24 protein-coding genes are annotated in these 25,539 nt (G+C 68.9%); 11 read left to right on the top strand and 13 right to left on the bottom strand.

The window, feature by feature from the left end:
* Positions 1 to 12 precede the first annotated feature (12 nt).
* Genes NGJ44_RS01265 through NGJ44_RS01255 form a run of 3 tightly spaced genes read right to left on the bottom strand, consistent with a single transcriptional unit; the run spans position 13 to position 1,860 of the window.
* Positions 13 to 639, bottom strand: a complete 627-nt coding sequence (locus NGJ44_RS01265) for an HAD-IA family hydrolase (RefSeq protein WP_053245095.1) — start codon at positions 637 to 639, stop codon at positions 13 to 15.
* A gap of 28 nt (positions 640 to 667) precedes the next feature.
* On the bottom strand, positions 668 to 1,234 hold the full coding sequence (locus tag NGJ44_RS01260; protein WP_251862875.1) for a hypothetical protein: 567 nt from the start codon (positions 1,232 to 1,234) through the stop codon (positions 668 to 670).
* Between the two features lie 38 nt (positions 1,235 to 1,272).
* The gene (locus NGJ44_RS01255) at positions 1,273 to 1,860 is read right to left on the bottom strand and encodes an LOG family protein (RefSeq protein ID WP_053245084.1); all 588 of its coding nucleotides are present in this window, start codon (positions 1,858 to 1,860) and stop codon (positions 1,273 to 1,275) included.
* Here NGJ44_RS01255 and NGJ44_RS23180 point away from each other — a divergent pair.
* On the top strand, positions 1,844 to 2,284 hold the full coding sequence (locus tag NGJ44_RS23180) for a hypothetical protein (RefSeq protein WP_369798731.1): 441 nt from the start codon (positions 1,844 to 1,846) through the stop codon (positions 2,282 to 2,284). The two genes, NGJ44_RS01255 and NGJ44_RS23180, sit on opposite strands and share 17 nt — an antisense overlap.
* Here NGJ44_RS23180 and rimO read toward each other — a convergent pair.
* From rimO to NGJ44_RS01215, 7 genes are all read right to left on the bottom strand, one after another.
* Positions 2,226 to 3,590 carry a 30S ribosomal protein S12 methylthiotransferase RimO gene (gene rimO, locus NGJ44_RS01245; RefSeq protein WP_053245085.1) on the bottom strand — a complete coding sequence of 455 codons (1,365 nt, stop codon included), beginning with the start codon at positions 3,588 to 3,590 and terminating at the stop codon, positions 2,226 to 2,228. The genes NGJ44_RS23180 and rimO overlap by 59 nt on opposite strands.
* A 79-nt stretch (positions 3,591 to 3,669) precedes the next feature.
* On the bottom strand, positions 3,670 to 4,383 hold the full coding sequence (locus NGJ44_RS01240; protein WP_251862874.1) for a TonB-dependent receptor domain-containing protein: 714 nt from the start codon (positions 4,381 to 4,383) through the stop codon (positions 3,670 to 3,672).
* 134 nt (positions 4,384 to 4,517) lie between these two features.
* The gene (locus NGJ44_RS01235; protein WP_053245087.1) at positions 4,518 to 6,167 is read right to left on the bottom strand and encodes an MFS transporter; all 1,650 of its coding nucleotides are present in this window, start codon (positions 6,165 to 6,167) and stop codon (positions 4,518 to 4,520) included.
* Positions 6,164 to 6,619 (bottom strand): DoxX family protein, encoded by a 456-nt coding sequence (locus NGJ44_RS01230; protein ID WP_251862873.1) that lies wholly within the window; start codon positions 6,617 to 6,619, stop codon positions 6,164 to 6,166. The genes NGJ44_RS01235 and NGJ44_RS01230 overlap by 4 nt, the downstream gene beginning before the upstream one ends.
* Before the next feature lie 24 nt (positions 6,620 to 6,643).
* Positions 6,644 to 8,536, bottom strand: a complete 1,893-nt coding sequence (locus NGJ44_RS01225) for an amidohydrolase (RefSeq protein ID WP_251862872.1) — start codon at positions 8,534 to 8,536, stop codon at positions 6,644 to 6,646.
* 43 nt (positions 8,537 to 8,579) lie between these two features.
* Positions 8,580 to 8,852 carry a XapX domain-containing protein gene (locus NGJ44_RS01220; protein ID WP_053245090.1) on the bottom strand — a complete coding sequence of 91 codons (273 nt, stop codon included), beginning with the start codon at positions 8,850 to 8,852 and terminating at the stop codon, positions 8,580 to 8,582.
* Positions 8,853 to 8,887: 35 nt separating this feature from the next.
* Entirely contained in the window at positions 8,888 to 9,574 is a 687-nt protein-coding gene (locus NGJ44_RS01215) for a hydrolase (RefSeq protein WP_053245096.1), read from the bottom strand.
* Between the two features lie 197 nt (positions 9,575 to 9,771).
* Between NGJ44_RS01215 and NGJ44_RS01210 the strand changes: the two genes are divergently transcribed.
* Positions 9,772 to 10,728: a LysR family transcriptional regulator gene (locus NGJ44_RS01210; protein ID WP_053245091.1), complete on the top strand. Its 957-nt coding sequence runs from the start codon at positions 9,772 to 9,774 to the stop codon at positions 10,726 to 10,728.
* 16 nt (positions 10,729 to 10,744) lie between these two features.
* Here the strand turns inward: NGJ44_RS01210 and NGJ44_RS01205 are convergent, their stop codons facing one another.
* Positions 10,745 to 11,683 carry a LysR family transcriptional regulator gene (locus tag NGJ44_RS01205; protein ID WP_053245092.1) on the bottom strand — a complete coding sequence of 313 codons (939 nt, stop codon included), beginning with the start codon at positions 11,681 to 11,683 and terminating at the stop codon, positions 10,745 to 10,747.
* A 151-nt stretch (positions 11,684 to 11,834) separates the two neighbouring features.
* Here NGJ44_RS01205 and NGJ44_RS01200 point away from each other — a divergent pair, with 151 nt between their 5' ends.
* Both NGJ44_RS01200 and NGJ44_RS01195 read left to right on the top strand, forming a co-directional pair.
* Positions 11,835 to 12,827 carry a Bug family tripartite tricarboxylate transporter substrate binding protein gene (locus NGJ44_RS01200; RefSeq protein WP_053245093.1) on the top strand — a complete coding sequence of 331 codons (993 nt, stop codon included), beginning with the start codon at positions 11,835 to 11,837 and terminating at the stop codon, positions 12,825 to 12,827.
* 18 nt (positions 12,828 to 12,845) lie between these two features.
* Positions 12,846 to 14,273 (top strand): amidase, encoded by a 1,428-nt coding sequence (locus NGJ44_RS01195; protein ID WP_251862871.1) that lies wholly within the window; start codon positions 12,846 to 12,848, stop codon positions 14,271 to 14,273.
* Positions 14,274 to 14,337: 64 nt separating this feature from the next.
* Here the strand turns inward: NGJ44_RS01195 and NGJ44_RS01190 are convergent, their stop codons facing one another.
* Positions 14,338 to 14,973, bottom strand: a complete 636-nt coding sequence (locus tag NGJ44_RS01190) for a LysE family translocator (protein ID WP_251862870.1) — start codon at positions 14,971 to 14,973, stop codon at positions 14,338 to 14,340.
* 93 nt (positions 14,974 to 15,066) lie between these two features.
* On the opposite strand from NGJ44_RS01190, the gene rsmB reads away from it, so the two are divergent.
* From rsmB to NGJ44_RS01155, 7 genes are all read left to right on the top strand, one after another.
* The gene (gene rsmB / locus NGJ44_RS01185; protein ID WP_251862869.1) at positions 15,067 to 16,398 is read left to right on the top strand and encodes a 16S rRNA (cytosine(967)-C(5))-methyltransferase RsmB; all 1,332 of its coding nucleotides are present in this window, start codon (positions 15,067 to 15,069) and stop codon (positions 16,396 to 16,398) included.
* Positions 16,399 to 16,416: 18 nt separating this feature from the next.
* On the top strand, positions 16,417 to 17,025 hold the full coding sequence (locus NGJ44_RS01180; protein WP_235491086.1) for a DUF4390 domain-containing protein: 609 nt from the start codon (positions 16,417 to 16,419) through the stop codon (positions 17,023 to 17,025).
* Positions 17,022 to 19,337, top strand: a complete 2,316-nt coding sequence (locus NGJ44_RS01175) for a sensor histidine kinase (protein WP_053246712.1) — start codon at positions 17,022 to 17,024, stop codon at positions 19,335 to 19,337. The genes NGJ44_RS01180 and NGJ44_RS01175 overlap by 4 nt, the downstream gene beginning before the upstream one ends.
* Positions 19,338 to 19,348: 11 nt before the next feature.
* Positions 19,349 to 20,041: a response regulator gene (locus tag NGJ44_RS01170; protein WP_053246713.1), complete on the top strand. Its 693-nt coding sequence runs from the start codon at positions 19,349 to 19,351 to the stop codon at positions 20,039 to 20,041.
* Positions 20,038 to 21,417 carry a Trk system potassium transporter TrkA gene (gene trkA, locus NGJ44_RS01165; protein WP_251862868.1) on the top strand — a complete coding sequence of 460 codons (1,380 nt, stop codon included), beginning with the start codon at positions 20,038 to 20,040 and terminating at the stop codon, positions 21,415 to 21,417. The genes NGJ44_RS01170 and trkA overlap by 4 nt, the downstream gene beginning before the upstream one ends.
* 49 nt (positions 21,418 to 21,466) lie before the next feature.
* The gene (locus NGJ44_RS01160) at positions 21,467 to 22,936 is read left to right on the top strand and encodes a TrkH family potassium uptake protein (RefSeq protein WP_053246568.1); all 1,470 of its coding nucleotides are present in this window, start codon (positions 21,467 to 21,469) and stop codon (positions 22,934 to 22,936) included.
* 330 nt (positions 22,937 to 23,266) lie between these two features.
* Positions 23,267 to 24,514, top strand: coding sequence for a YbdK family carboxylate-amine ligase (locus tag NGJ44_RS01155; RefSeq protein WP_053246569.1), 1,248 nt, complete (start codon positions 23,267 to 23,269; stop codon positions 24,512 to 24,514).
* 15 nt (positions 24,515 to 24,529) lie between these two features.
* On the opposite strand, the gene NGJ44_RS01150 is transcribed toward NGJ44_RS01155, so the two are convergent.
* The gene (locus NGJ44_RS01150; protein WP_251862867.1) at positions 24,530 to 25,468 is read right to left on the bottom strand and encodes a methyltransferase domain-containing protein; all 939 of its coding nucleotides are present in this window, start codon (positions 25,466 to 25,468) and stop codon (positions 24,530 to 24,532) included.
* Between the last annotated feature and the right edge of the window lie 71 nt (positions 25,469 to 25,539).

Below are 25,539 nucleotides of genomic sequence, written 5' to 3'. Positions count from 1 at the left end.
GATGTCTCCGTGTCAGGCGAGCGCCGCGGGCAGGTCGGCGGCGGTGTAGAACACTTCGTCGGGCTGGCGTCCGCGCAGCGCATCAATGTGGTTATAGCCCCAGGCCACCGATCCCACGCGCACGCCGGCCTTGCGCGCCGCGTCGATGTCGCGCATTTCGTCGCCCACCAGCAGGAAGCGCGCGGGATCCGCGTCCTGTTGCCGGAGCAGGCGCTGGATCTTGGCCGCCTTGCCGAAAAGGTCGGTGCCGCACTCATAGGCGTCGAAGAGCGCCGAGGTCCGGCCGCCCAGCACGCGCTGCACGTTCTGCAGCGAATTGGAGCTCACCACGGCCAGCTTCAGGCCCGCCGCCTTCAGCCGTTGCAGCGCCTCCGGGATGCCGGGGAAAACCTGCACCGCAGGGTCGATGTCCTGCATCAGCGCGCGCACGTGCGCCATGATGGCCGGCAGCTTCCACAAGGGAATGCCGAGGTACTTGAGAATCTCGGCGGCCTCGCGATGGCGCAACTGCTCGCGTTCGGCGGCGTCGATCCTGCGAAAGCCGTACTTGTCGGCCACCGTATTGAGAATGGAGTTGAACCACGGCATGGTGTCGGCCAGGGTTCCGTCGAAATCGAACGCGGCGATGTCGTATTTCACGTCGGCCATCCGGGATGCGTTCGCCGGATCAGAGGCCCTGCGGATGCAGCAGGTAATGCACCACGGGCGCCAGCGCCTCGAGCGGCGGCGCGCTGTCGGCGGCGCGCCGCGCGGTGGTCCAGGGGTACTCCAGCCCCAGCAGCCAGCCGAAGACGGCCCCGGCGTCGCCCGCCGGCAGCGTCACCATGCTCTCGATGGTGATGACCAGCGAGCTGGCGCGATAGGGCTCGGGCTGGAACTCCCATTCGTACCGGCCGCAGCCCACCCGCGCGTCGCCCGTCGCCTTTTCGGTCATGCCGACCAGCCAGTCGCAGTTGTAGGCCGCGAGCCGCGCGCCGGGCTCCGGGCGCGACAGGTAGAAGGTATGGACGTTTTCGTAGGTCTGGCCGAACTTGCGCACCAGGGTGTCGGTAATGGCCGCCAGCCCGTGCGACTCCGGCGGAAAGGCGATGGCCTGCGTGCGCAGGGCCATGCGCAGCACCGCGTCGCTGGCGAACGCCCGCGTCATGTAGAGCGGGCGGTTCTCGTCCTTGGCGTGGAAGTAATCCCGCAGTACGGATTCGGTGGTGGCGTTGTGCATGAATACGTCTGACATGGCGCGGATTCCCCTCTTTGTCGTTTAGCAGGGCCGTTTCAGGCCTTGACCGGATCGAACCATTTGGAGATGTTGGGCGGCTCGTAGGCGGCGTAGCGGTCCAGCAGCAGGGCAGGGTCGTGCTCCACCACCAGCATGTCGCGATGCTGCGGGCGGATGAAAGCCTCTTCGACGGCGTGGTCCACGAACCGCACCAGCGCGTCGTAATAACCGGCGATATTGAGCAGGCCGCACGGCTTGCTGTGCATATTGAGCTGGGCCCAGGTCCAGACCTCGAAGAATTCCTCCAGCGTGCCCGACCCGCCCGGCAGGGCGACGAAGCCGTCGGCCTTTTCCATCATCAGGGCCTTGCGCTCGTGCATGGTCTGCACCAGGTGCAGTTCGGTCAGGCCCTTGTGGGCGTGTTCTTTCTTGAGCAGCAGTTCGGGGATCACGCCGATCACGCGGCCGCCGGCGGCCAGCACCTCGTTGGCCACCACGCCCATGATGCCCACCACCGAGCCGCCATAGACCAGCCCCAGGTCGCGCTTGACCAGCTCGCGCGCCAGCACGCGCGCCTGTTCGATGTACTCGGGGCGGCTGCCGGGGTTGGAGCCGCAATATACGCAGATGTTCTTCAGGGTCATGGAAAAAATCAGGGAGCCGCTGGTCCCGTTACAGATTGCGTCACAGGCGCTTGGGAAAGCCGATAGTGTACGCAAGGAACGCCGGCCCTTCATGGCGCGCCGCGGCACCGTGCGCAAGCTGCTCAACAAAGCGCTCGCCACGGATGTCGTCTGCGTGCTGCGCTACAAGCGCCATTACTTCAGCGCAGCCATTCCGAGTGCGTGGAAGGCAGGTCGCTCAAGGATCGGCGAACGGGAACCCACCACGCGCCGCCTGCTGGAGGAAATCCTGGCGGTGGAGGAAGAGCACGCCGACGATCTGTCCAGATTTCCTGGACGGCAACTGACGCGCGGAGGGCCCCCGGGCCGGGGCGCCGGGGCCGGTTTCAACGGGCGGCCGCGCCCAGGTCGTCGGCCCAGAGATCGTATTCGTCGGCGTCGGTGACGCGGGCGCGGACCAGGTCGCCAGGCTTGAGCGCGCGTTCGGCGCTCACGTAGACGCAGCCGTCGATCTCGGGCGCGTCGGCGCTGCTGCGGCCCACCGCGCCGTCTTCGTCCACCTCGTCGATCAGCACCTCGATCTCGCGCCCGATCCGGGCCTGCAGCCGTTCGGCCGAAATGGCTTGCTGCTGCTCCATGAAGCGCTCCCAGCGCTCCTGCTTTACCTCGTCCGGCACGGGGTTGTCCAGCGCATTGGCCGGCGCGCCTTCCACGGGTGAATACTGGAAGCAGCCCACGCGGTCGAGCCGGGCTTCCCGCATCCAGTCGAGCAGGTACTGGAAGTCTTCCTCGGTCTCGCCCGGAAAGCCCACGATGAACGTGGAGCGGATGGTGAGATCGGGGCATTCCTCGCGCCAGCGCTTGATGCGCGCCAGCGTCTTGTCCTCGAAGGCCGGCCGCTTCATGGCCTTCAGGATGCGCGGGCTGGCGTGCTGGAACGGAATGTCCAGGTAGGGCAGCACCTTGCCCTGCGCCATGAGCGGAATCACCTCGTCCACGTGGGGATAGGGATACACGTAATGCAGGCGCGTCCAGACGCCGAGCTCGGACAAGGCCGTACAGAGCTCCGTCATGCGCGTGCGCACCGGACGGCCGTTCCAGAAGCCGCTGCGGTACTTGAGGTCCACGCCATAGGCGCTGGTGTCCTGCGAAATGACCAGCAGTTCCTTCACGCCCGCGCGCACCAGCCGCTCGGCCTCGTTCAGCACCTCGCCCACGGGCCGGCTGACCAGGTCGCCGCGCATGGACGGGATGATGCAGAAGCTGCAGCGGTGATTGCAGCCTTCGGAAATCTTGAGATAGGCGTAATGGCGCGGCGTGAGCTTCACGCCCTGCGGCGGCACCAGGTCCACGTAGGGGTTGTGGTCCTTGCGCGGCGGGGCGGCGTCGTGCACCGCGCGCACCACCTCTTCGTATTGCTGCGGCCCCGTCACCGCCAGCACGTTGGGATGCACGTCCCGGATGGCCGACTCTTCCACGCCCATGCAGCCGGTCACGATGACCTTGCCGTTCTCCGCCAGCGCCTCGCCGATCGCTTCCAGCGACTCCGCCTTGGCGCTGTCGATGAATCCACAGGTATTGACCACCACCACGTCGGCGTCGTCGTAGTCGGGCGTGACTTCGTAGCCCTCGGTGCGCAGCTGGGTCAGGATGCGTTCGGAATCGACCAGCGCCTTGGGGCATCCAAGACTGACGAATCCGACGCGCGGCACATGGGCTTCGGTTTGGGTAGGGGAGGCAGGGGTCTTCATAAGGCTTCCGTGCGGCTTTGCGAGTGCGGGCGCCGCCGCAGAAAATGGGGACGCCAAAGGTTCAAGCCAACCCAGCATTTTACCCTGCCGCGGCCGCGCCCTGCCTTGCGCGGGGCGTTCGCCCCTCGCCGGCGGCGGGCCCGCGCTTGCCGCCGGCACGGACCCGCCGCGGCGTCTTCCGACGCCAGAACAACGCCCGCAGCGTCAGTGCGGCGGTGCGGCCGTCGCCGTAGTAGACGCTGTTGTTGAAGCCCATGGTGCGGAAGTAGCGCTTGTCGAAGACGTTGTTGACGTTCAGGGTCAGCGGCATCATGGGCGTGATGTCGTAGCGCGCCATCAGGTCGGCGACCGCGTAAGGTTTCTGCACGATGCTGCGCGACTCGTCCACCCAGTAGCCGAGGTTCTCGGTCTTGCTCTGCCAGCGCAGGCCGCCGCCGACGGTGGGTTGATTCAGCGCGCCCGGGTTGTAGTCCACGTACTCGGCCACGTTCTTCTGGTTGGTGAGAAAGAGCGCGCGCGACGCGTTGAGGCGCTTGTCCAGGAATGCGCCCTTGATGCCGAGCTCGTAATTGTGTCCGTACGCGGGATCCAGGTTCTTGCCGTTGGTGTCGACGTAGGTCTGCGGCTTGGCGATCTGGCGCGCGCCGCCCTGGGCCATCCAGCGGGTGAACGATTCCTGCACCAGGTCTTCCGCATCGTCGCGGCAGCCCAGCTTGCGGCTCAACAGGCGCAGCAGGGGTGTCCGCCACCACAGGTACGTCCGCACCAGGGTGGACTCATCCTCGGCGCTCATGGCTGCTCTGTGGGTAAAGCGCGCATGGAGGACGATGCGGGAGGGCGGCGGATTTAGAGAACGAGAACAACCATCAATTTCGACTGCGATGTCCATGCCTTCCCTGGGCTGACCGCCGTCCGGCGAAGCGGCGGTCAGCCGGGGGAAGGCGGCGGAACGCCGTTCCTCCCGTTGCGGCCGCGCCGCCTGTCCGGGCGCTCGACGGCCAGCAGGTGCCTGACGACGGGCGGCGTGCCGCCCTGGTGGAATCGCAGCACCTCGGCCTGGATGTCGGCATCCGCCCGCGAGACGCGGTGATGCTGGCGCAGGTGCTCCGCCCACGATTCGATCTGGAACCACTCCACCATCAGCGTCGGGTCGGCGGAGTCTTCCGCGACGCCCCAGGCATAGGCGCCGTCGCGGCGCCGCTCGGCCGAGAGCCGATACAGCGCGTCAACGAAGCCGGCGCGGTCGCCGGCCGCGATCCGGTATTCGATCAGCACCGTCACGGGGCCGCGGTCGTGCTCGACCGGCGTCGCCGTCAGCGGCTCCGGCCAGTGGTTCGAGGGCACGAGGTCGGCCTCGCCCGCGGGCAGTTTGATGCGGTGCGCGGCCAGGCCCACCAGCGCCAGCGCGGCCGCGCCCGCCAGCAGCGCGCCGGGCACGCCGACGCCCTCGGCGACCGCGCCCCAGCCCAGGCTGCCGGCGGTCATGGCGCCATTGAAGACGGTGAGGTACACGGCCAGCGAGCGGCCCCGCACCCAGTTGGGCAGGATGGCCTGCGCCACCCCGTTCAGGGTGGTGAGCGCGGTGATCCAGGCCGCGCCCAGCACCAGCAGCGCGGCGGTGGCCAGCCACTTGGGCGGCGCGTAGGACAGCAGCGCCATGACCGCGGCGGTAACGAGCGCGGCGGCCAGCAACAAGCCGTCGGGGCTGAGCCACGCGCGCAGCCGGGGCAGCACGACCGCGCCGCCGATGGCTCCCAGGCCCACCGCTCCCAGCAACACGCCGTAAAAGCCCGGGCCGCCGTCGAGCAGGCTGCGCGCCACGAGCGGAAGCAGCGCCCAGACGGAACTGGCCAGCGCGAAGAACAGGAATGCCCGCGCCAGGACGACGTGCAGCTCCCGGCTCGCGCGCGCATAGCGCAGGCCGGCGCGGAAGGCGCCGCCGAATTGTTCCGAAAGCGCGTCCTGCCCGGCTGCCGGGCGGCGCCACCACAGCAGCGCGGCGATGACGAAAACGTAGGTGAGCACGTCCACCCCGTAGGCCACGGCGGCGCCCACGGCGGCCAGCAGCAGGCCGCCCAGGGCCGGGCCGACGGCGCGCGCGATGTTGATGCCCAGTGAATTGAGCGCGACCGCGCTCTTGAGGTCTTTTTTCTCGACCAGCTCGGGCACGATGGCTTGCCAGGTGGGCCCCATCAGCGCGGCCCCGATGCCGCCCAGGAATGTGAGCGCCACCAGCGAGGCCACCGATTGCAGCCCCAGGGCCGATAGCGCCATCAGACCGAGGCTGGTGCAGCCCAGCAGCACCTGTATGCCGACGAGAAACCGGCGGCGGTCGAGAATGTCGGCCAGCACCCCGGCCGGAATCGCCAGCAGGAAGACGGGCAGCGTGGCGGCCGCCTGCACCAGCGCGACCGCCGCCGGCGACGGCGACAGATCGGTCATCAGCCAGGCGCTGGCGACGTCGCGGATGAAGCTGCCGGTGTTGCCGATCACCGTGGCGATCCACAGCACGGCGAAGACGGTCTGGCGCAGCGGCGCGAAGCTGCTGGCCGCAGCGGGTGGCGCGTTCGGGTTCATGGCGGGTTTCTCTCTCGCAGGCTTTCTTGCAGGCTGGCCCAGGCGGCCAGCAGCAGGCCGCCGGCCAGGCCCAGGTGTTCGAAGAAGGCGTTGGCCATGGCGAAGCGCGCGGGGCCGTGCCGCAGTTCCCAGAAACGCAAGGCCAGAAACGTGGCCAGCACGGTGAAGACGGCCAGGCCCAGCGCGCCCAGCCAGCGCTGCCAGCCGATGAGCAGCAGGGCGCTGCCGCCCAGTTCCAGCGCGATCACCAGGGCGGCGAACACGGGAGCGGGGGTCAGCCCGAAATGGGCCATTTCAGCGACGGCGCCGGGAAAGTCTCCGAGCTTGGCCAGCCCGCCTTGCAGGTACGCGGCGCACAGGCCGAGATGGGCAAGGCGGCGCGCCGCCCTGCCGCCCAGCGCGCGACGGGCGAGTCCGGCCGGCCCGTGCGCGGAATCGGTTGGGGGGCGCATGGCCGCGGTTCCGCCGACTGCGCCTCAGACCGCCCAGCAGGAGCAGCCCAGCGCGCCGAAGAAGCCCTTGACGTCGGAGACGGGCGCCCGGGCGGCCCAGGCGCGGGCGTGGTCGTGGCCGTGCAGGCCGCAGGCGCTGGCGCAGCCGCAGGCCGCCAGGGCCTGGTAGCGCGGATACAGCGAGTTGCGGCCCGCGCCGTCCGGCTCGCCCCATGCGGCATAGCCCTTGAACAGGCGCGTGGGCGACCAGTCCGGCATGGCCGGCGGCGGGGGGGTGTCGTCCAGGCCGGCAAAAGCGCCATCGCCGTAGACGACGCGGCCGCCCACCACGGTGAGGTCGGAAGTCAGGAAGGAGATCTCGTCTTCGGCGACGGCGAAGTAGTCCTTGCTCGGCACGATGAAGTCGGCGAAATGGCCCGCTTCGATCCGGCCGCGCCGGCCTTCCTCGTTGGAGAACCAGGCGACGTTTTCGGTCCACATGCGCAGCGCCGTTTCGCGGTCCAGCCGATTGCGTTGCGGGTAAAGCCGCAGGCCGCCCAGCGTCTTGCCGGTGACCATCCAGGCCAGCGACACCCACGGGTTGTAGGACGCGACGCGCGTGGCGTCCGTGCCGGCGGATACCTGCACGCCTTTTTCCAGCATGCGCCGGATGGGCGGCGTGGCTTCGGCCGCCTCGGCGCCGTAGCGTTCGACGAAGTACTCGCCCTGGTAGGCCATGCGGTGCTGTACGGCGATGCCGCCGCCCAGCGCCGCCACGCGGTCGATGGAGCGCTCGGAAATGGTTTCGGCGTGGTCGAAGAACCAGTTCAGGCCCTGCAGCGGAATGTCGCGGTTCACTTTCTCGAAGACGTCGAGCGCGCGCGAGATGGTTTCGTCATAGGTGGCGTGCAGCCGCCACGGCCAACGGTTCTGGGCCAGGATGCGCACCACTTCCTCGAGCTCGCCTTCCATCTCCGGCGGCATGTCCGGGCGCGGCTGGCGGAAGTCTTCGAAATCGGCCGCGGAGAACACCAGCATTTCGCCCGCGCCGTTGTGGCGGAAGTAATCGTCGCCCTGCTTGTATTTGACGCTGGCGGTCCAGTCGAGGAAGTCCTGTTTTTCCTGCTTCGGCTTCTGCGTAAAGAGGTTGTAGGCCAGGCGCACCGTCATCAGGCCCTCGTCGGCCAGCTTCTGGATGACGGCATAGTCTTCGGGGTAGTTCTGGAAGCCGCCGCCCGCGTCGATGACTCCCGTCACGCCCAGGCGGTTCAGTTCGCGCATGAAGTGGCGGGTGGAATTGAGCTGGTACTCGAAAGGCAGCTTGGGGCCCTTGGCCAGGGTGGCATAGAGTATGGCGGCGTTGGGCTTGGCCAGCAGCAGCCCGGTGGGATTGCCCTGCGCGTCGCGCGTGATTTCGCCGCCCGCAGGCTCGGGCGTGTCTTTGGTGTATCCCACCGCGCGCAGCGCCGCCGCGTTCAGCAGCGCGCGGTCGTACAGGTGCAGCAGAAAGACCGGCGTGTCGGGCGCCACGGCATTGATCTCGTCCAGCGTGGGCAGCCGTTTTTCGACGAACTGGTGCTCCGTGAATCCGCCCACCACGCGCACCCATTGCGGGGCGGGCGTCGCCGCCACCTGCCGCCTGAGCATGTCCATGGCGTCGGCCAGCGAGCGCACGCCGTCCCAGCGCAGTTCGAGGTTGTAGTTCAGGCCGCCGCGCACCACGTGGGTGTGGTTGTCGAACAGGCCCGGCAGCACGCGCCGGCGCTGCAGGTCGACGACGCGGGTGGACGGGCCCGCCAGCGCCAGCACTTCCTCGTCGGAGCCGACGGCGAAGAACCTGCCGGACTCGATGGCGACCGCGCTGGCTTCGGGCCTGGCGCGGTCCAGCGTGGTGATCCGCGCGTTATGGAAAATGATGTCGGGGTGGGAAGCGGACACGATGAATACTCTCTGCGTGGTAGCGCGGGCGGGCGCGGCGGAATCAGGCCCGGTCCGCGCCGTCCGGGGCTTTGGCGGCATGGCGGCCCGGCAGCTCGCCCAGCACGTGTTCGGTGGCCCGGGTTTGCGAGCACGCGGAGGAAAAGCCGGCGCCCTTGAGCAGTTGCTTGCTCACCGGGATGACCTGTTCGCCCAGCAGGATGCCGAGCAGCCCGACCAGCGCCACCAGGGGCGGCGCCGGCGAGCGGACTTGCAGCAGGCTGTAGATGATGCCGACCAGCAGGCCGGCTCCCAGGGACAGTAGGTAGAGTTTCATCTATCACCTCGGTGCGCAGCCTGCCGTGCAAGGCGTCACTTGGCGGGGTTGGGGCCGATGCGCTCGCCGTGCCGAACGCGCTCGGGGCCCTTGTGGACGTGCGTGACGGCATAGTCGATGCCCATGCCGTAGGCGCCGGAGTGTTCCTTGACGATGGCGGTGACGGCGTCATAGGTTTCCTTGCGGGCCCAGTCGCGCTGCCATTCCAGCATGACCTGCTGCCACGTCACGGGCACCGCGCCGGCCTGCGCCATGCGGTCCATCGCGTACTTGTGCGCGTCGGTCGAGGTGCCGCCGGAGGCGTCGGCCACCATGTAGATCTCGTAGCCGCCTTCCAGCATGGCGCACAGCGCGAAGGTCGTGTTGCACACTTCGGTCCAGAGGCCCGACACCACGACCTTCTTGCGGCCGTGCGCGGCCAGGGAATCGCGCACGTTCTGGTCGTCCCACGAGTTCATCGAGGTGCGTTCGAGAATCTTGTGGTCGGGGAACACGGCCAGCAGTTCGGGATAAGTATTGCCCGAGAAACTGTCGGTTTCAACGGTGGTGATGGTGGTGGGAATGTTGAAGACCTTGGCCGCCTTGGCCAGGCCCACCACGTTGTTCTTCAGGGTCTGACGGTCGATGGACTGCACGCCGAAAGCCATTTGCGGCTGCTGGTCGATGAAAATGATCTGGCTGTTCTGGGGCGTGAGGACTTCGAGGTATTTGTTGCTGGTCATGGCGATCACCTGCGGGCGGAGAAAAAAGAGGACGCGGAAGTATCCGCATGTGGCGCAACCAGTTTACGTTCGGGAAATTGCGTGGAGAATGCGAAAAACGGAATTCCATGTTTTCCGTTTTTTCGGGAATGCGGCGCGCCTGGATGACAGAATGGCGTGCTAAAACGCCTGCCTTTTGCGGACTCGGGAAGCGCGCAATGAAGAAACTACCGGACCTGGAAGCCTGGGCGATTTTTGCCAAAGTCGCCGAAACCGGCTCTTTCGCCAAGACCGCGGCGGCATTTTCGCTGTCGCAGGCCACCGTCTCGAAAGCGGTCTCGAGACTGGAATCCCGCATGCAGACCATGCTCATCCACCGCACCTCGCGCCAGCTGTCGCTGACCGACGCGGGCTACGCCGCCATCGAGCGCGCCGCGCGCATCCTGGAAGAAGGCGAGGCGGTGGAGTCCGAGGTCACCGAGCAATCCGGCAGCCTGCGCGGCACCGTCCGGCTCGCCGCGCCCATGTCCTTCGGCGTTTCGCGCCTGGCGCCCATGCTGCCGGGCTTCATGCGCGCCCATCCCGAAGTCGGGCTGGAGATCGAATTCAACGACAAGCTGGTCGATGTCGTCTCCGAACGCTTCGACGCGGCTTTGCGCATCTCCTCGATGACCGATTCCAGCCTCCTGGCCCGCCGGCTGTGCTCGGTGCGCATCCTGCTCGTCGGCGCGCCCGCCTATTTCGCGCGCTACGGGCGGCCCACGCATCCGCGCGATCTCGTCCATCACCGCGCGCTGCGCTACATGTATTCGCGCCACGGGCCGAACTGGCGCTTTCGCCACCCGGTGCACGGCGACCATTCCCTGTCCATGCCCGCCTACCTGCACGTGAACAATGCGGAAGCGCTCGTGCCCGCCCTCAAGGCCGGCCTGGGCCTGGCGCTGCAACCTGAATTCCTGACCTGGAACGAGCTGCAGACAGGCGAATTGGAAACGGTCATGGACGACTGGCTGGTGGACCCGATCTCGCTGCACATCATCACGCCGCCGGGACGCCGCCGTCCGGCGCGGGTGCAGGCCCTCATCGAATACCTGGCCGGGCAGTTGTCCGGCGAGCCCTGGGCCAAGGAGGCGCCGGGCCATGAGGCGCTGGCGGCCGGCGCCGGCCTGCGGTGAGCGCCCCCGGTGCGCTTCAGGGCGTCCGGCGCTGGCAGAAGTCCAGGAACCGCGCCAGCGAGGGCTGCCATTCGCGCGCGCGTTCCCAGGCAACCAGGGTGGGCGGGTTGTGCAGGCCGAGGTCGATCGGCAGGATCGCCGCATCCCCGGCATCGGCCAGCCGGCGCGCCGCCGCGACGGGCAGCATGACCAGGTAATCCGTGGCGCGCACGAATTCGTCGGTCAGCAGGAGGTCGCTCGCCTCGATGCCGCGGGGCGGCAGATCCAGGTCGGCCCGCAGGAACAGTTCCGACAGCCTGGCGTGCATCATGGTGCCGGGCCGGGGCCTGCACCACGGCTGCCCGTGCAGGTCGCGCAGCGTGACGGCCGTCCGGGACGCCAGCGGCGACAGGCGGGCGTTGGCCACCACCACCAGCGGCTGCGGGGGCGCCAGGCGCAGGCGCCCCAGTTCCGGCGAAACCAGCTTGCTGTCGTCATAGCACACCAGCGCGTCCAGCCCGTCTTCACGGAGCAGGTCCGCCATGGCCTGGAATCCGCCGGTCTGCACGTTGAGCGCGATGCCGGGCTGGGCTTGGTTGAACGCATGGATGAGCGGCGCGAGGATGAGCTTGCCCATGTCGGTCGCCACGCCGACCCGCAGGCCGCCCTGGCTGCCCGAGCGCACCTCGGCGATGATCTCCGCCATCGAACGCGCCCGCGACACCAGCGCTTCCATGACGGGCAGCACCTGCGCGCCCATGGCCGTCGGCCGCCTGCCGTTGCCGGCGCGCTCGAACAGCCTGAAGCCCAGCTGCTCCTCCAGTTCCGCCAGGGTCTTCGAAACCGCGGATTCGCTGACGTTCGCGCGGCGGGCCACTTCCTTGGCGGTGGGCGCGTCCCGCAGGGCCAGGGCGATCTGCAGATGGCGCAGCTTGATCCGGGACGCCAGCGCTTCCACGGTCTTTGGGTTGACCATTTTCTCAACTGAACTGTAAAAAAATTCACTATACGGCAAGTCAAGCAGGGACGATCATGTCCCGATGCCGGAAGCTCGGTCCGGCTGGCGGCTGCGCAACGCGCCGACGGTCCCGCCGCCGCAACCTTGTCCATCAGACGGGAGAATCGCCTTGACCGCCAGACGCCGTATCCATGCCTGCGTGCTCGCCGCCGCCGCGGCCTTCTGGGTTTCGTCCGACGCCGCCGCCCAAGGCGCGGGCGAGCCCGCCAAAGTGGTGAAACTCGTGGTCGGCTATGCGGCCGGCGGCGCGGCCGATGCGGTGGCCCGGGCCTATGCGGAGCGCCTGCAGGCCGCCGGATTCGCCAACGTCATTGTCGAGAACCGGCCCGGCGCATCAGGGCGCCTGGGCCTGGACGCCGTGAAGAAAGCCAAGGCGGACGGGCTGACGCTCTACCTCGGCTCCTCGCCGATGTTCGTGATTTTTCCGCTGACCTACCGCAAGCTGGGTTACGACCCCGATCATGACCTGCGCCCCGTCGCCGTGGTGGCCGACGTGCCCACGGCAGCCGCGGCCGGGGCGAACCAGCCCTACGGCAACATGGCCGAGTACGTGAAATGGGCCAGACAGGCCCAGGGCAAGGCGAATCTCGGGTTGGCCACGCAGGGCAGCCCCGGCCAGCTCGGCACGATCGAACTGGGCAGGCAGAACGGCCTGCAGATCGAGCCGGTGGTGTACCGGGGCGCCGCGCCCATGCTGGTCGACGTGGTCGGCGGCGAGGTTTCCATGGGGTGGGACGCCGTGGCCAGCATGATGCCGCTCTACAGCGGCGGCAAGCTGAAGATCCTGGGCGTGGCCGGCGCCCGGCGCCTGCCCATGCTGCCGGACGTGCCCACGTTGCTGGAGCAGGGGTATCCGCAGTATGAGCACGCGTCGAGCTGGTACGCCGTCTATGCGCCGGCCGGCACGCCGGACGCGGCCGTCGGCGAGCTGGAGCAGGCATTCCTGGCCGCGGGCAAGGATCCGGCGCTGGTCGCCAAGCTGCAGGCCGGCGGCTTCCTGGTGGCGCCCCGGCCCGCCGCCGAGGCCGCGCGCCGCATGCGCGCCGAGCGCGAGCATTGGGCTCCCATCGTCAAGGAGGCCGGCATCGTCTTCGACGAATAGCCCGGCCGTCGAGCGCAAATGAGCGATTCCCTCTGGCAGTTGAGTGCCGTCGAAGCGGCGCGCCTGGTGCGTGGCAAGGCCCTGTCTCCCGTGGAACTGGTGCGCGCAGCCATCGAAAGGGCCGAACGCCTGCAGCCGGCCCTGAACTGTTTCATCACGCTGTGCCCGGAGCAGGCCCTCGAAGCGGCGCGCGCGGCCGAGCAGGCGCTCATGCGGGGGCAAGCGCCGGGCCTGCTGCACGGCCTGCCTTTCACGGTCAAGGACCTCGTGAATACCGCCGGCGTGCGCACCACATTCGGCGCCGTGCCCTTTCGCGACAACGTGCCGGCCGAAGACGCCGTGGCCGTGGCGCGGCTGCGCGGGCAGGGCGCGATACTGATCGGGAAGACCACCACGCCCGAGTTCGGCACCAAGTCCATGACGGACTCCCCGCTCTTCGGCCATACCCGCAATCCGTGGAGCCCGGACCGCACCTGCGGCGGTTCGAGCGGCGGCGCGGCGGCGGCGACGGCGGCGGGCGTCACCGCGCTGGCGGTCGCGACCGACGGCGGCGGCTCGACCCGGATTCCGGCCGCCTGTTGCGGCGTGGTCGGGTTCAAGCAGAGCATCGGGGCCATTCCCCACAGCCAGGCGCCCGACGCCATCGGCAACCAGACCTACGTCACGCCCACCACGCGGACCGTCGCGGACACCCGCCTGATGATGGCCGCCATGAGCGGGCCGCATCCCTGCGATCCCTGGTCGATGGGGGCGCCCAAGACCGACTACCTGGGGCAGGCGGAGCCGCCGGACACCCTGCGCGGAAAGCGCGTGCGCTATTGCGTCGCGCCGCCCGGCCGGCCGGTGGACGCCGACGTGCGGCGCGCCTTCGCGCTCGCGCTCGAGCGCCTGGCCGGCCTGGGCGCGCGCATCGAACCGTTTGACGGCGCCGGTTTCGACGTGGAGCCGGTCTGGCGTGTGATCAACCACACGGTATGGCGCGCGCGCTACCTGCCCCTGATCGCGCAGGCGCCCGACGCCTACAGCGCGTCGCTGCGCCGGCAGATCGAATCCGCGATGCAGTTCAGCGCGGTGCAGTACCAGGAGGCCATGTTTGCGCGCACGGCGCTCTACCGCAAGGTGCAGGCGCTGTTCGACGAGGCCGATCTGCTGGCCATGCCCACCCTGTCGCGGACCGCCGTGCCGCTGGGCACGGACATTTTCGATTCCATCGTCATCGACGGCCGCCAGTGCGCCGATATCCGCGGCCACTGGTATCCGTGGACCATGCTGTTCAACATGACCGGCAATCCGGCGATCAGCGTGCCCTGCGGGCTGGGACGGGACGGCATGCCCATCGGGCTGCAGCTGGTCGGCCGCTGCCGCGCCGACCGGGAGCTGCTGCTGGCCGCCGAAGCGTTCGAGGACGCCGGGCCGGGCTGGTCCTGGCCGCCGCAGCCGGAATAGCCTGCGCGGAACCGGGGCCGCGGCCAGGCCGCGGCTGGCGCGCCTGCGCGCTTTCTGTTTCTGTTCACGGGGCGTTGCGGCGGTAGAGCGCAAGCGTGGCGGCCAGGACGATCATGGCGCCGCCGCACAGGCGGTTCAGCCACCGCAGCCCGCCGGCGCGCAGCGCCCGCACCAGGCGCGCGCCCAGCGCCGCATAGGCCGTCATCACCGCGACGTTCAGGGCGGCCATGATGGCGGCCAGCGTGGCGTATTGCGCGAGCAGCGGCGCGCGCGGGTCGATGAACTGGGGCAGGAAGGCGGACATGAAGAGCAGCGCCTTGGGGTTGGTGATGGCCACCAGGAAGCTGCGCGACCCGAGGGCCAGCCCCGACGGGCGCGGCGCAGGGCCCTGGCCGGCCAGGGCCGGAGGCAGCGCCGCGTCGGCGCGCAGCATCTTCCAGCCCAGGTAGGCGAGGTAGGCGGCTCCGGCCCATTTGACGGCCTGGAAGGCCGTTTCCGACGCCGCCAGCAGCACGCCCAGCCCCGAGGCGACCGCGCCGATCAGCGCCAGGTCGGCCAGCACGGCGCCGGCCATGCCCCAGCCGGCCGCGCGCACGCCGTGGCGCGAACCGTTGTCCATGGCCAGCAGCATGGTGGGGCCGGGAGTGAGGATGGTGGCGGCGGACGCCAGGACGAAAAGCAGCAGGGTGGCGGCGGACATGGGCGGCTCCGGATAGGGAGCCAGTGTGCCGCAGGCGCGCGCCGGGTGTCCAGCTGCGGCTACCATAGCGGTCTTGTGTCAAAAAATCGTCTTATGTCTGCGCGTTCCGATTCCCCCTCCCTGGCGCCGCCGCTGTCGGCCGTGCTGCTTTCCAGCGCGGACGCCGTCCAGGGCGTGCTGGAAGGGCGCTCGCTGACCGACATGCTGGCCGCCGTGGAGCCGGCCCTGCGTCCGGCCACCCAGGCCGTCAGCTTCCATGCCATGCGCCACCTCGGCTGGGCCGGCGCCATCGCGGGGCAACTGGTCCAGCGCTACCCCAACACGCGCCTGCAGGCCCTGCTGCTCGTCTCCCTGGCGCTGCTCGTGCGCGGCGACGAGGCGGGCGTGCCGGGCATGCCCGCCTACGCGCCGCACACCGTGGTGGACCAGGCGGTGACCGCCGCCGCGCGTGCGCGCAACCTTTCGGCCTACAAGGGCCTGCTAAACGGCAGCCTGCGGCGCTTTCTGCGCGAACGCGCAGCCCTGGAAGCCGCCGTGGCCGACCGGCCCGAAGCGCGCTGGAACCATCCCGGCTGGTGGGTGCAGGCGCTGCGCCGCGCCTATCCGCAGGATTGGCAGGCCATCCTGGAGGCGGCCAATGCGCCGGCGCCCCTGACGCTGCGCGTCAACCGCCGCCGCGCCACCCGCGAGCAGGTGCTCGGCGCCCTGGCGGCCGCGGGCCTGGCCGCGGAGCCGGCCGGCGAATCGGGCCTGGTGCTGGCGACGCCGCGTCCCGTGGCGCAGATTCCCGGTTTCGCCGAAGGCTGGTGGTCGGTGCAGGACGCGGGCGCGCAGCGTGCCGCCGAATTGCTGGCCCCGCGCGACGGCATGCGGGTGCTGGACGCCTGCGCCGCCCCGGGCGGCAAGACCGCGCACCTGCTGGAGCTGGCCGACATCGAGCTGCTGGCGCTGGACGTGGACGCCGCCCGCCTGGCGCGCGTGCGGCAGAACCTGGACCGCCTGGGCCTGGGCGGCGAACGCGCGCGGCTGCAGGCCGCCGACGCGGCCGACCCGCACGCCTGGTGGGATGGCCGGCCCTTCGACGCGGTGCTGGCCGACGTGCCCTGCACGGCCTCCGGCATTGTGCGCCGCCATCCGGACATCCGCTGGCTGCGGCGCGAGGACGACCTGCGCCGCACCGCCGCCCTGCAGGCCCGCATCGCCGACGCCCTGTGGCGCACCGTGGCGCCGGGCGGGCGGCTCCTGTATGCCACCTGCTCGGTGTTCCCGGCCGAAGGCGAGCGCCAGGCCGAGGCTTTTCTCGAGCGCCACCCCGACGCCCGCAGGCTGGACGCGCCCGGCCAGCTGCTGCCTGTTGCCATCGGCGCAACACCGGCCGCCCAGCGCGACGGTTTTTTCTATGCCTTGTTTGCCAAGCTGTCATGAATCGCCAAGAATAAGGGCGTGACGTTGGTCTGGTGTCGTATGTCCATTATTTCGCGCTCATTTCTAGGCTTGTTGCTGGCATCTGCCCTGTTTTGGTTCCTGCCGGGCGGCGTCGCCCATGCGGACGAGCCCAAAGTGCTGAAAGTGGAGCCGGTCATCCGCAACGGCATGCTGGAAATCGACGCCGATATCCGTTTCGACCTCAATGACCAGCTCCGCGAGGCGGCGCAGCGCGGGCTGTCGCTGTATTTCACGGCCGACCTCACCATCACCCGGGAGCGCTGGTGGTGGTTCGACAAGTCCATCGTCGAAACCAGCCGCACCTGGCGCGTGGGCTATAACGCCCTGACCCGCCAGTGGCGCGCCGGCGTGGGCGAACTGACGTTTCCCGTGGCCTCGCTCGACGACGCCATGAGCGTCATCCGGCACGTGCGCAACTGGGCCGTGGCCGATGCCGGCGAGTTCGACGAAGACGTGGAGTACGGCGGGCAGCTGCGCCTGCGGCTGGACACCTCGCTGCTGCCGCGGCCCTTCCAGGTCAATGCGCTCAACAGCAGCGCCTGGACCCAATCCACTCCCTGGAGCGATTTCACCTTCACCGTGAAACAGGAGAAAGACCCGTCATGAGGCTGCTGCTGCGGCTTGCCCTGTTGATAGGCGCGGTCAGCGGCCTGGCGCTGCTGGGGCTGCTGGCCTGGTCGACCGGAAACGCGTCCCGGTTCGCGCGCTATTACGACGTGCTGCTGGTGCTCAACGGCATTTTCGCGCTGGCGCTGTTCATTTGGGTGGTGGCGCTGACGGTGCGGCTGTCGCGCCAGATCCGGCGCCGCCAGTTCGGCGCGCGCCTGACCGCGCGCTTCTCGCTGGCGTTCGCCCTGATCGGCGTGGTGCCGGGCGCGCTGATCTACACGGTGTCGGTCCAGTTCATGTCGCGCTCGATCGAATCGTGGTTCAACGTGCGGGTCGATTCCGCGCTGGAGGCCGGCCTCAACCTGGGGCGCGCGGCGCTCGATTCGCTGCTGGCCGACCTGGACGCGCGCGCCCGCTCCATGGCCACCGAGCTCAGCCGCAACAGCGACACGGGCATTTCGTTGGCGCTCACCCGCCTGCGCGAAAGCAACGGCGTGCAGGAAGCCATGGTGTTCACCGGCAGCGGCCGCATGGTGGCGTTTTCCACCAGCCAGTACGGCCAGCTCATGCCGGCCATGCCGCCGCCGGCCGTGATGAACCAGTTGCGGCTGGCGCGCGGCTATTCGGCGGCGGAAGCCGACGACCCCGTGGCCCCGGGCGACGAAGGCGGGCTGCACCTGCGCGTGGTCATTCCGCTGTCCGGCCCCGACCGCTACGACGGGCTGCTGGGCGCGTCCGAGCCGCGCTGGCTGCAACTGGTGCAGCCGGTGCCGGAGCAGATCGCCCACAACGCCAACCGCGTGCAGCAAGGGTTCCGCGACTACCAGGAACTGGCGCTTTCGCGGCTGGGCCTGCGCAAGCTGTACGGCATCACGCTGACGCTGGCCCTGCTGCTGGCGGCCTTCGGCGCCATTGCCGTGGCGCTTTCGCTGTCCAAGCGGCTGGTGCGCCCGCTGCTGAGCCTGGCGGCCGGCACGCAGGCCGTGGGCGTGGGCGACTACCGGCCGCTGCCCGAGCCGCCGGAGCGCGACGAGGTGGGCCAGCTTACCCGTTCGTTCAACGCCATGACGCGCCAGTTGGACGAGGCGCGCCGCATGGTGGAGAGCAACCGCCAGCAGTTGGAACGCTCCAATGTCTACCTGGAGAGCGTGCTCTCCAACCTGTCGTCGGGCGTGCTGGTGTTCGACGAGTCTTTTCGCGTCACCACGGTCAACCAGGGGGCCCAGACCATTCTGCAGGCCGACCTGCGCTCGGTGATCGGACGTCCGCTCGAAACGGCCGACGGCATGCTGGAATTCGCCAACGTGGTGCGCCAGGCGTTTTCCGCGCACGCGGCCGTGGGCTCGGAGCGCCAGCACTGGCAGCAGCAGTTCGAGATATCGCTGGCGCAGCCGGGCGGCGACGAGTCGCCACAGACGCTCACGCTGCTCGCGCGCGGCACGCACCTGCGGGTGGACGGCCGCGGCAACGGCTACCTGGTGGTGTTCGACGACATCACCGAGGTCATTTCGGCCAACCGCACGGTGGCCTGGGGCGAAGTGGCGCGCCGCCTGGCGCACGAAATCAAGAACCCGCTCACGCCCATCCAGCTTTCCGCCGAGCGGCTGGCCATGAAGCTCGCCGGCAAGCTGCCCGAGGCGGAGGCGCAGATCGTCGAGCGCTCCACCAATACCATCATCAACCAGGTCGCCTCGCTGAAGCAGATGGTGGACGATTTCCGGGAGTACGCCCGCACGCCGCCGGCCGTCATGCAGCGCCTGGATTTCAACGCGCTGGTGGCCGACGTGCTGTCGCTCTACGGCTGGGATCCGGCCGAGGGCGGCATGACGCGCCACGGCGCCAAGGCGTTCATGCTGGACGTGGCGCTGGCGCCCGACCTCCCGGCCATCGAGGGCGATCCCACCCAGCTGCGCCAGGTCATCCACAATCTGCTGGCCAATGCGCGCGACGCGGTGGCCGAGCAGGGCGGGCAGGGGCAGGTGAGCATCAAGACCCAGCTTACGCACAGCGAACAGCCCGACGGCTCCGACCAGCAGGCCGTGCGCCTCACCGTGGCCGACACCGGCCCGGGCTTCTCCCAGCAGGTCATGCAGCGCGCCTTCGAGCCATACGTCACCACCAAGGCGCATGGCACTGGGTTAGGATTGGCCATCGTGCGCAAGATCGTGGAAGAACACGGCGGGCGCATCGATCTTGCGAATCGCAAGGAAGGGGGGGCGCGGATATCCATTCTGTTGACCCGGCTGGCGCCCGGGGCCGATACTATGGACGCGACCGCGCAACAAAAGCATAATGCGGCTACGCAATAGGTGGATGCTTTATGGCCAGAATCCTGGTGGTTGACGACGAAGTCGGTATTCGCGAACTTTTGTCGGAAATCCTTTACGACGAGGGGCATACGGTCGAATTGGCCGAAAATGCGGCGCAGGCGCGCGCCGCGCGGTTGCGCATGCGTCCCGACCTCGTGCTGCTGGACATCTGGATGCCCGACACCGACGGCGTCAGCCTGCTCAAGGAATGGGGCTCGCAGGGCCTCCTGGACATGCCCGTCATCATGATGAGCGGCCACGCCACCATCGATACCGCCGTCGAGGCCACGCGCATCGGCGCCATGGATTTCCTCGAAAAGCCCATCACGCTGCAGCGCCTGCTCAAGACCGTGGCGGCCGGGCTGGCGCGCGGGCGCGCCCCGCATCCCGCTCCCGCCGCCGCGCACCAGGCGGCGCCCAGCGCCCCGGTCGCGCTCGAAGACGAGCTCGATCCGCCCACGCTGGCTCCCGCGCCGTCCGGCGAAGTGCCGGTCACCGCCAACGGCCAGCTCGGCAGCATCTCGCTCGACCAGCCCCTGCGCGAAGCGCGCGACGAGTTCGAGCGCATCTATTTCGAATACCACCTGGTCCGCGAAAGCCACAGCATGACCCGCGTCTCCGAGCGCACGGGCCTGGAGCGCACCCACCTCTACCGCAAGCTCAAGCAACTGGGCATCGAATCCGCGCGCAAGCGGGGCACATGAAGATCCTCATCATGGGCGCTGGGCGCGTGGGCACCAGCGTGGCGGAAAACCTGGTTTCCGAAGAGAACGACATCACGGTCGTCGATACGGATGCCGGGCAGTTGCAGTATCTCCAGGAACACTTCGATCTGCGCGTCATCCACGGCGACGGCACGCAGGTTTCGATCATGGAGGCGGCCGGCGCCGCCGACACCGATCTCCTCATCGCCTGCGCGGCTTCCGACGCCGCCAACATGGTGGCGTGCAAGATGGCGCGCCAGCTGTTCAACGTGCCGCGCCGCATCGCGCGCATCCGGTCGCCGGAGTTTCCCGAGCACCCCGAACTGATGGGCGAGGACGGCTTCTGTATCGACGCGCTCATCAGCCCCGAGCGCAGCGTCACCACCTATCTGCACAGCCTCATCGAGTTTCCCGAGGCCCTGCAGGTGGTCGAGTTCGCCGAAGGGCGGGTCAGCGTGGTCACCGTGAGGGTCAGCCACGGCAGTCCCATGGCGCATCATCCCATCGACGAGCTGCGCGACGTCTGGCCTGACGTGCAGGCGCGCGTGGTGGACGTGCTGCGCGGCGGGCGGCCCCTGCGCGGCGGCAGCGGCACCGTGATCGCCCCCGGCGACGAGGTCGTGCTGGTGGTGGACACGCGCCATGCGCGCCGCGCCGTGCGGCAGCTGCGCGAGGCCGAGCGCGCCGTGCGGCGCGTCATGATCGCCGGCGGCGGCAATATCGGCCTGCGCCTGGCGCGCCAGCTCGCCGAGGAAAACTACAGCGTGCGCATCATCGAGCGCGACCGGAAGCGCTGCGAATACCTCGCCACGCAGCTTCCGGACAGCGTGCTCGTCCTGCACGGCAGCGGCACCGACGAAAGCCTGCTGGAGCGCGAGAACATCGAGGACATGGACACCTGGCTCGCCCTCACCAGCGACGACGAGGACAACATCATGTCATCGCTGCTGGCCAAGCGCCTGGGCGCGCGCAAGGTGATCGCGCTCATCAACCGGCAGGCCTATGGCGAGCTCATGCAGGGCAGCCACATCGACATCGCCGTGTCGCCCTCGCAGGCCACCATGAGCGAGCTGCTGCGCCACGTGCGCCGCGGCGACGTGGCGGCCGTGCACCGCCTGCGCCAGGGCGTGGCGGAGGCGCTGGAAGCCATCGCCCACGGCGACCGCTCCACCTCGAAGGTGGTGGGCCGGCCCGTGGGAGAAATCCACTTGCCCAAGGGCGCCACCATTGGCGCCCTGGTGCGCGGCGAGGAAATCCTGCTGCCCGATGCCGACACCGTCGTCGAGTCCGACGACCACGTGATCGTCTTCGTGCCCTCGCGCAAGCAGATGCCGCGCGTGGAAAAACTGTTCCAGGTCTCGGCTTCGTTCTTCTGATGCGCGCCCCAGACCTCAACGCCGGGGCCGGCGCGGCCGGACGAGCATCATGAAGCGCGTGCTGGCCACCCTGCACATTCTCGGCCTGACCATGGTGATGTTCGCGCTCACCATGGTCATTCCGCTGGGCGTGGCGTACCTGGGCGAGGATGCCGCGCGCCAGGCCTTCCTGGAGGGCTTCCTGCTGTCGATCGGCATCGGCGCGGGCCTGGCCGCGCTTACCCGGCGCAATCGCAGCGAGCTGCGCGCCCGCGACGGTTTCGTGCTGGTGTCGGCGGTGTGGGCGGGGCTGCCGCTGCTGGCCGCGATCCCGCTGCTCATCTATTTTCGCCACGCCGGCCTGCCGCTGTCGTTCACCAGCGCCTATTTCGAGGCCATGTCCGGCCTCACCACCACTGGCGCCACCGTGCTGACCAATCTCGACGCGCTGCCGCCGTCCATCAACCTGTGGCGCGCCACCCTGATCTGGGTGGGCGGCATGGGCATCCTGGTGCTGGCCGTGGCCATTCTGCCGCTGCTGGGCGTGGGCGGCCACCAGGTGGTGCGGGCCGAGACGCCCGGCCCCATGAAAGACGAGAAGCTCACCCCGCGCATCGCCAGCACGGCCAAGGCGCTCTACGCGGTGTATTTCGCGTTTTCCATCCTCTGTTTCCTGGCCTACCGCGCCGTGGGGCTGCCGTGGTTCGACGCCTGGTGCCACATGGCCACCACCATGGGGCTGGGCGGCTTTTCCACCTGGGACGACGGCTTCGCCCACTTCGATTCCCCGGCGGTGGAGGCGGTGGCCATGGTGTTCATGCTGATCGCGGGCATCAACTTCGCCACCCATTTCAACGCCTTGCGCCAGCGCAGCGCCCGCGCGTACCTGCGCTGCCCCGAAGCCGTGCCCTACCTGGTCGTCGTGCTGGGCGTGGGGCTGGTGATCTCGGCATACCTGTACATCAAGGGGGTGTACACGGCGCCGCTGCAGGCCCTGCGCTACGGCATGTTCAACACGATCTCCATGGCCACCACCACAGGGTACGCCAACACCGATTTCGCCCAGTGGCCGCTCTTCGCGCCGCTCACCATGCTGCTGCTGTCGGGTTTCGCCACCTCGGCGGGGTCCACCGGCGGCGGCATCAAGATGATCCGCGCCATTCTCCTCATCAAGCAGGCGCGCAACGAGCTGGTCACCATGCTGCACCCGCACGCGGTGAGCCCGGTGCGCATCAACGGTCGGGCGGTGGAAGGCCGCACCATGTCGTCGGTGCTGGCGTTCATGCTGTTCTACGGTCTGTCCATCGCCGTGTTCACCAGCCTGCTGCTGCTGTCGGGGCTGGATCCCATCACCGCTTTTTCGGCCGTGTTCGCCAGCGTGAACAACACCGGTCCGGGCCTGGGCCCGGTCGGCCCCATGGGCAATTTCGCGGTGCTTTCGGATTTCCAGATCTGGGTGTGCACCTTCGCCATGCTGATCGGACGCCTGGAGCTGATGACGGTGCTGGTGCTGTTCACCCCTATCTTCTGGCGCAAATAGCGGCCGCCGGATCTGCCGCCATTCCCCCGGGATATCCCTAATCCGGGATATCCCGAACCCCTCTCCAGGCCCTGCCAGCGCTTGCTTTCCGGGAGCCGCCGGCCGCAATCCCCCGTCAATCCTATGTTGTAAGTGCTTGCTTACCGGCTCTGTGCGGGTAAAACGGGATGCTTCCCGATGTTGCACACAAATGTCACGATTTACAATCGTTTTGCCATAAAGCTGCGGCTATCATGCACGCATAAGCAGCCGTCTAGTGCCCCCCGGGAAGCTGCCGGGCTTCAAGGTCGAACGGCGCAATCCCCCACCACAAATATCAAGGAGTCCGAGATGGAACACATCCCGTTCATTTCGTCGGCCCCCAACACCCTGGGCATCGAACTCGAACTGCAGCTCATCGATCCGCGCAGCTTCGACCTTGCCGCCGCTTCCGATGAGCTCCTGGCCCAGATGGCCAACCATCCCATCGCCGACCGCGTCAAACCCGAGATCACGCGGTCCATGATCGAACTGAATTCCTCGGTGCACGAGCACCCCATGGGCCTGCTGGCCGAAATGCGCGAGATGCGCGACGCGCTGGTCGAGGCCGCTGACGCCGTGGGGGTCTCTGTCGCCGGCGGCGGCGCGCACCCCTTCATGCGCTGGCAGGAGCGCTCCATTTCGGACACGCCGCGATTCCAGTACCTGGCCGAAATGTATGGTTACCTGGCGCGTCAATTTACGGTGTTCGGCCAGCACATTCACCTGGGCGTGAAGACCGGCGACGAGGCCATCGGCCTGCTGCGCCGCCTGTCGCCCTATGTTCCGCACTTCATTGCCCTGTCGGCCTCCTCGCCGTACTGCGAAGGCGTGGACACCCTGTTCTCGTGCTCGCGCCTGAACGCGGTCAACAGCTTTCCCCTGGCTGGCCACCTGCCGCCCGAAGTCAAGGACTGGTACCAGTTCGAGGCGCATCTGTCGCAGCTGCGCGCGTTCGGCCTGGCCGAGAGCATCAAGGACCTGTACTGGGATATCCGGCCCAAGCCCGAATATGGCACGGTGGAAATCCGCGTGTGCGACACCCCCCTGACCGTGGAGCGGGCCTGCCAGATCGCGGCCTTCGCCCAGGCCCTCTCGGTGCTGCTGCTGCGCGAAGACGAGCCTTCCGACGGGGCCTGGCTGTCCTACCGCAGCAACCATTTCCAGGCCTGCCGTTTCGGCCTGCAAGGCAGCTACGTCACGCCGGACGGCCAGCGCGTGCGCCTCATCGACCACCTGCGGGCCCTGTTCCAGCGCCTGATGCCGGTGGCCCAGGAGCTCGGCACGGCCGACATGATCGCCGCGCTGCGCGACGAGGCCATCCGCAGCGGCAACGACTCCCGCTGGCTGCGCAACCAGTTCCATCGCCTGCGCGAGCTGCCGCTGGTGGTGGAAAGCATGACCCAGACCTTCCGCGGCGAGGCTTGCGCCACCGCGCCCGCGCCCGAACCCACCGCCGTGCTGCGTCGGCGCATCCGCGCCACTTCCGAGCCCATGCACGTTGCCGTGCAGCCGCTGTCGGAGCCCGGGGTGGAGCCCCTGCCCGAGCACCTGCACTGACCCGCCCGGGACAGGTCAGGGCGCGGCGCCCTGCCTGCGGCCGCCGATGGCGCTGACGGACAGGCGGGTTTCCCCGGCCCCGGTCCGATGCGCCGCGGCGCGCCAGGCGTGTCCGTAAGCCACCTCTATCGAAAGCCGTATCAGGCCGTCTTCGCCCCGCTGCGCTTCCAGGGCTGCGCACAGCCGCTCGCGCCAGCGCCTGCCGGCCAGGCCCGCCCGGCGGCCTTCGGCCGGATTGCCGCCCAGCGCGCGCACGTCCGCCAGCAGCTTGTCGGGGCCGCGGTAGGTGAGGGTCAGTATTTCCTGGTCCATGACCGGATCGGCAAAGCCGTTCTCCACCAGCAGATCGCCGAAATCGTGCATGTCCACGAACGAGGGCGTGGCCGTGCGCAGGCCGGCGTCGTCCAGCGCCTGCCGCAGCTCGCGCAGCGTGGCGGGCCCCAGACAGGAGAACATCGCCAGTCCGCCCACCTTGAGCACGCGCCGCCATTCGGCCAGCACGGCGTGCGGTTCGCGGTGCCAGTGCAGCGCCAGGTTCGACCACACCAGGTCCAGCGACTCGGGGGGCAGTCCGCTGGCCGCCAGGTCGGCGTTCAGGAAAGCCGGCCCGGCCGGGCCGCGACGGGCGAGCCTGCCGATCCAGGCGCCCAGGCCGCCGGCCGCATGGCGCTTGCGCGCGATCGCCAGCAGCGGCTCGCAGTTGTCCAGCCCGGTATAGGCGGCCTCGGGATAGCGCTCCCGCAGCAGGGCCAGGTTGTCGCCCGCCCCGCAGCCGGCGTCCAGCATGGCGGCCGGCCGCAGGCGGATATAGCGCAGCCGCCCCAGCATGCGCCGGGCCACTTCCCCATAGAGGAACTGGGCCTCGGACAGGTCGCCGCGGCGGGCGAACTGGCGCGGCACGTCGGCGCTGACGATGGGCAGGGAAGGCGGGGGGGAGGTTTCTGGCAGGGACATTGGGATCGCGCCCGTACTGGCGGCGCGGGGCGGAGCATGATTACATGAAGCGATGTCCGACATTATTGCGC

The sequence above is a fragment of the Achromobacter sp. Marseille-Q4962 genome (genome assembly GCF_943737005.1).
Classification (GTDB): Bacteria; Pseudomonadota; Gammaproteobacteria; order Burkholderiales; family Burkholderiaceae_B; genus Achromobacter.
Note: the sequence above shows the minus strand (reverse complement) of the source record. Positions and strands in the feature narration are given on the sequence as shown.

Excerpts from the sequence above, each read along its gene's own strand:
- NGJ44_RS01175 (WP_053246712.1), top strand. The coding sequence starts at position 17,022 with ATGAGGCTGCTGCTGCGGCTTGCCCTGTTGATAGGCGCGGTCAGCGGC.
- NGJ44_RS01160 (WP_053246568.1), top strand. The coding sequence starts at position 21,467 with ATGAAGCGCGTGCTGGCCACCCTGCACATTCTCGGCCTGACCATGGTG.
- NGJ44_RS01190 (WP_251862870.1), bottom strand. The coding sequence starts at position 14,973 with ATGTCCGCCGCCACCCTGCTGCTTTTCGTCCTGGCGTCCGCCGCCACC.
- NGJ44_RS01195 (WP_251862871.1), top strand. The coding sequence starts at position 12,846 with ATGAGCGATTCCCTCTGGCAGTTGAGTGCCGTCGAAGCGGCGCGCCTG.
- NGJ44_RS01210 (WP_053245091.1), top strand. The coding sequence starts at position 9,772 with ATGAAGAAACTACCGGACCTGGAAGCCTGGGCGATTTTTGCCAAAGTC.
- NGJ44_RS01150 (WP_251862867.1), bottom strand. The coding sequence starts at position 25,468 with ATGTCCCTGCCAGAAACCTCCCCCCCGCCTTCCCTGCCCATCGTCAGC.
- NGJ44_RS01230 (WP_251862873.1), bottom strand. The coding sequence starts at position 6,619 with ATGCGCCCCCCAACCGATTCCGCGCACGGGCCGGCCGGACTCGCCCGT.
- NGJ44_RS01235 (WP_053245087.1), bottom strand. The coding sequence starts at position 6,167 with ATGAACCCGAACGCGCCACCCGCTGCGGCCAGCAGCTTCGCGCCGCTG.
- NGJ44_RS01220 (WP_053245090.1), bottom strand. The coding sequence starts at position 8,852 with ATGAAACTCTACCTACTGTCCCTGGGAGCCGGCCTGCTGGTCGGCATC.
- NGJ44_RS01260 (WP_251862875.1), bottom strand. The coding sequence starts at position 1,234 with ATGTCAGACGTATTCATGCACAACGCCACCACCGAATCCGTACTGCGG.
- NGJ44_RS01240 (WP_251862874.1), bottom strand. The coding sequence starts at position 4,383 with ATGAGCGCCGAGGATGAGTCCACCCTGGTGCGGACGTACCTGTGGTGG.
- trkA (WP_251862868.1), top strand. The coding sequence starts at position 20,038 with ATGAAGATCCTCATCATGGGCGCTGGGCGCGTGGGCACCAGCGTGGCG.
- rsmB (WP_251862869.1), top strand. The coding sequence starts at position 15,067 with ATGTCTGCGCGTTCCGATTCCCCCTCCCTGGCGCCGCCGCTGTCGGCC.
- NGJ44_RS23180 (WP_369798731.1), top strand. The coding sequence starts at position 1,844 with ATGTTCTTCAGGGTCATGGAAAAAATCAGGGAGCCGCTGGTCCCGTTA.
- NGJ44_RS01215 (WP_053245096.1), bottom strand. The coding sequence starts at position 9,574 with ATGACCAGCAACAAATACCTCGAAGTCCTCACGCCCCAGAACAGCCAG.
- NGJ44_RS01205 (WP_053245092.1), bottom strand. The coding sequence starts at position 11,683 with ATGGTCAACCCAAAGACCGTGGAAGCGCTGGCGTCCCGGATCAAGCTG.
- rimO (WP_053245085.1), bottom strand. The coding sequence starts at position 3,590 with ATGAAGACCCCTGCCTCCCCTACCCAAACCGAAGCCCATGTGCCGCGC.
- NGJ44_RS01255 (WP_053245084.1), bottom strand. The coding sequence starts at position 1,860 with ATGACCCTGAAGAACATCTGCGTATATTGCGGCTCCAACCCCGGCAGC.
- NGJ44_RS01155 (WP_053246569.1), top strand. The coding sequence starts at position 23,267 with ATGGAACACATCCCGTTCATTTCGTCGGCCCCCAACACCCTGGGCATC.
- NGJ44_RS01170 (WP_053246713.1), top strand. The coding sequence starts at position 19,349 with ATGGCCAGAATCCTGGTGGTTGACGACGAAGTCGGTATTCGCGAACTT.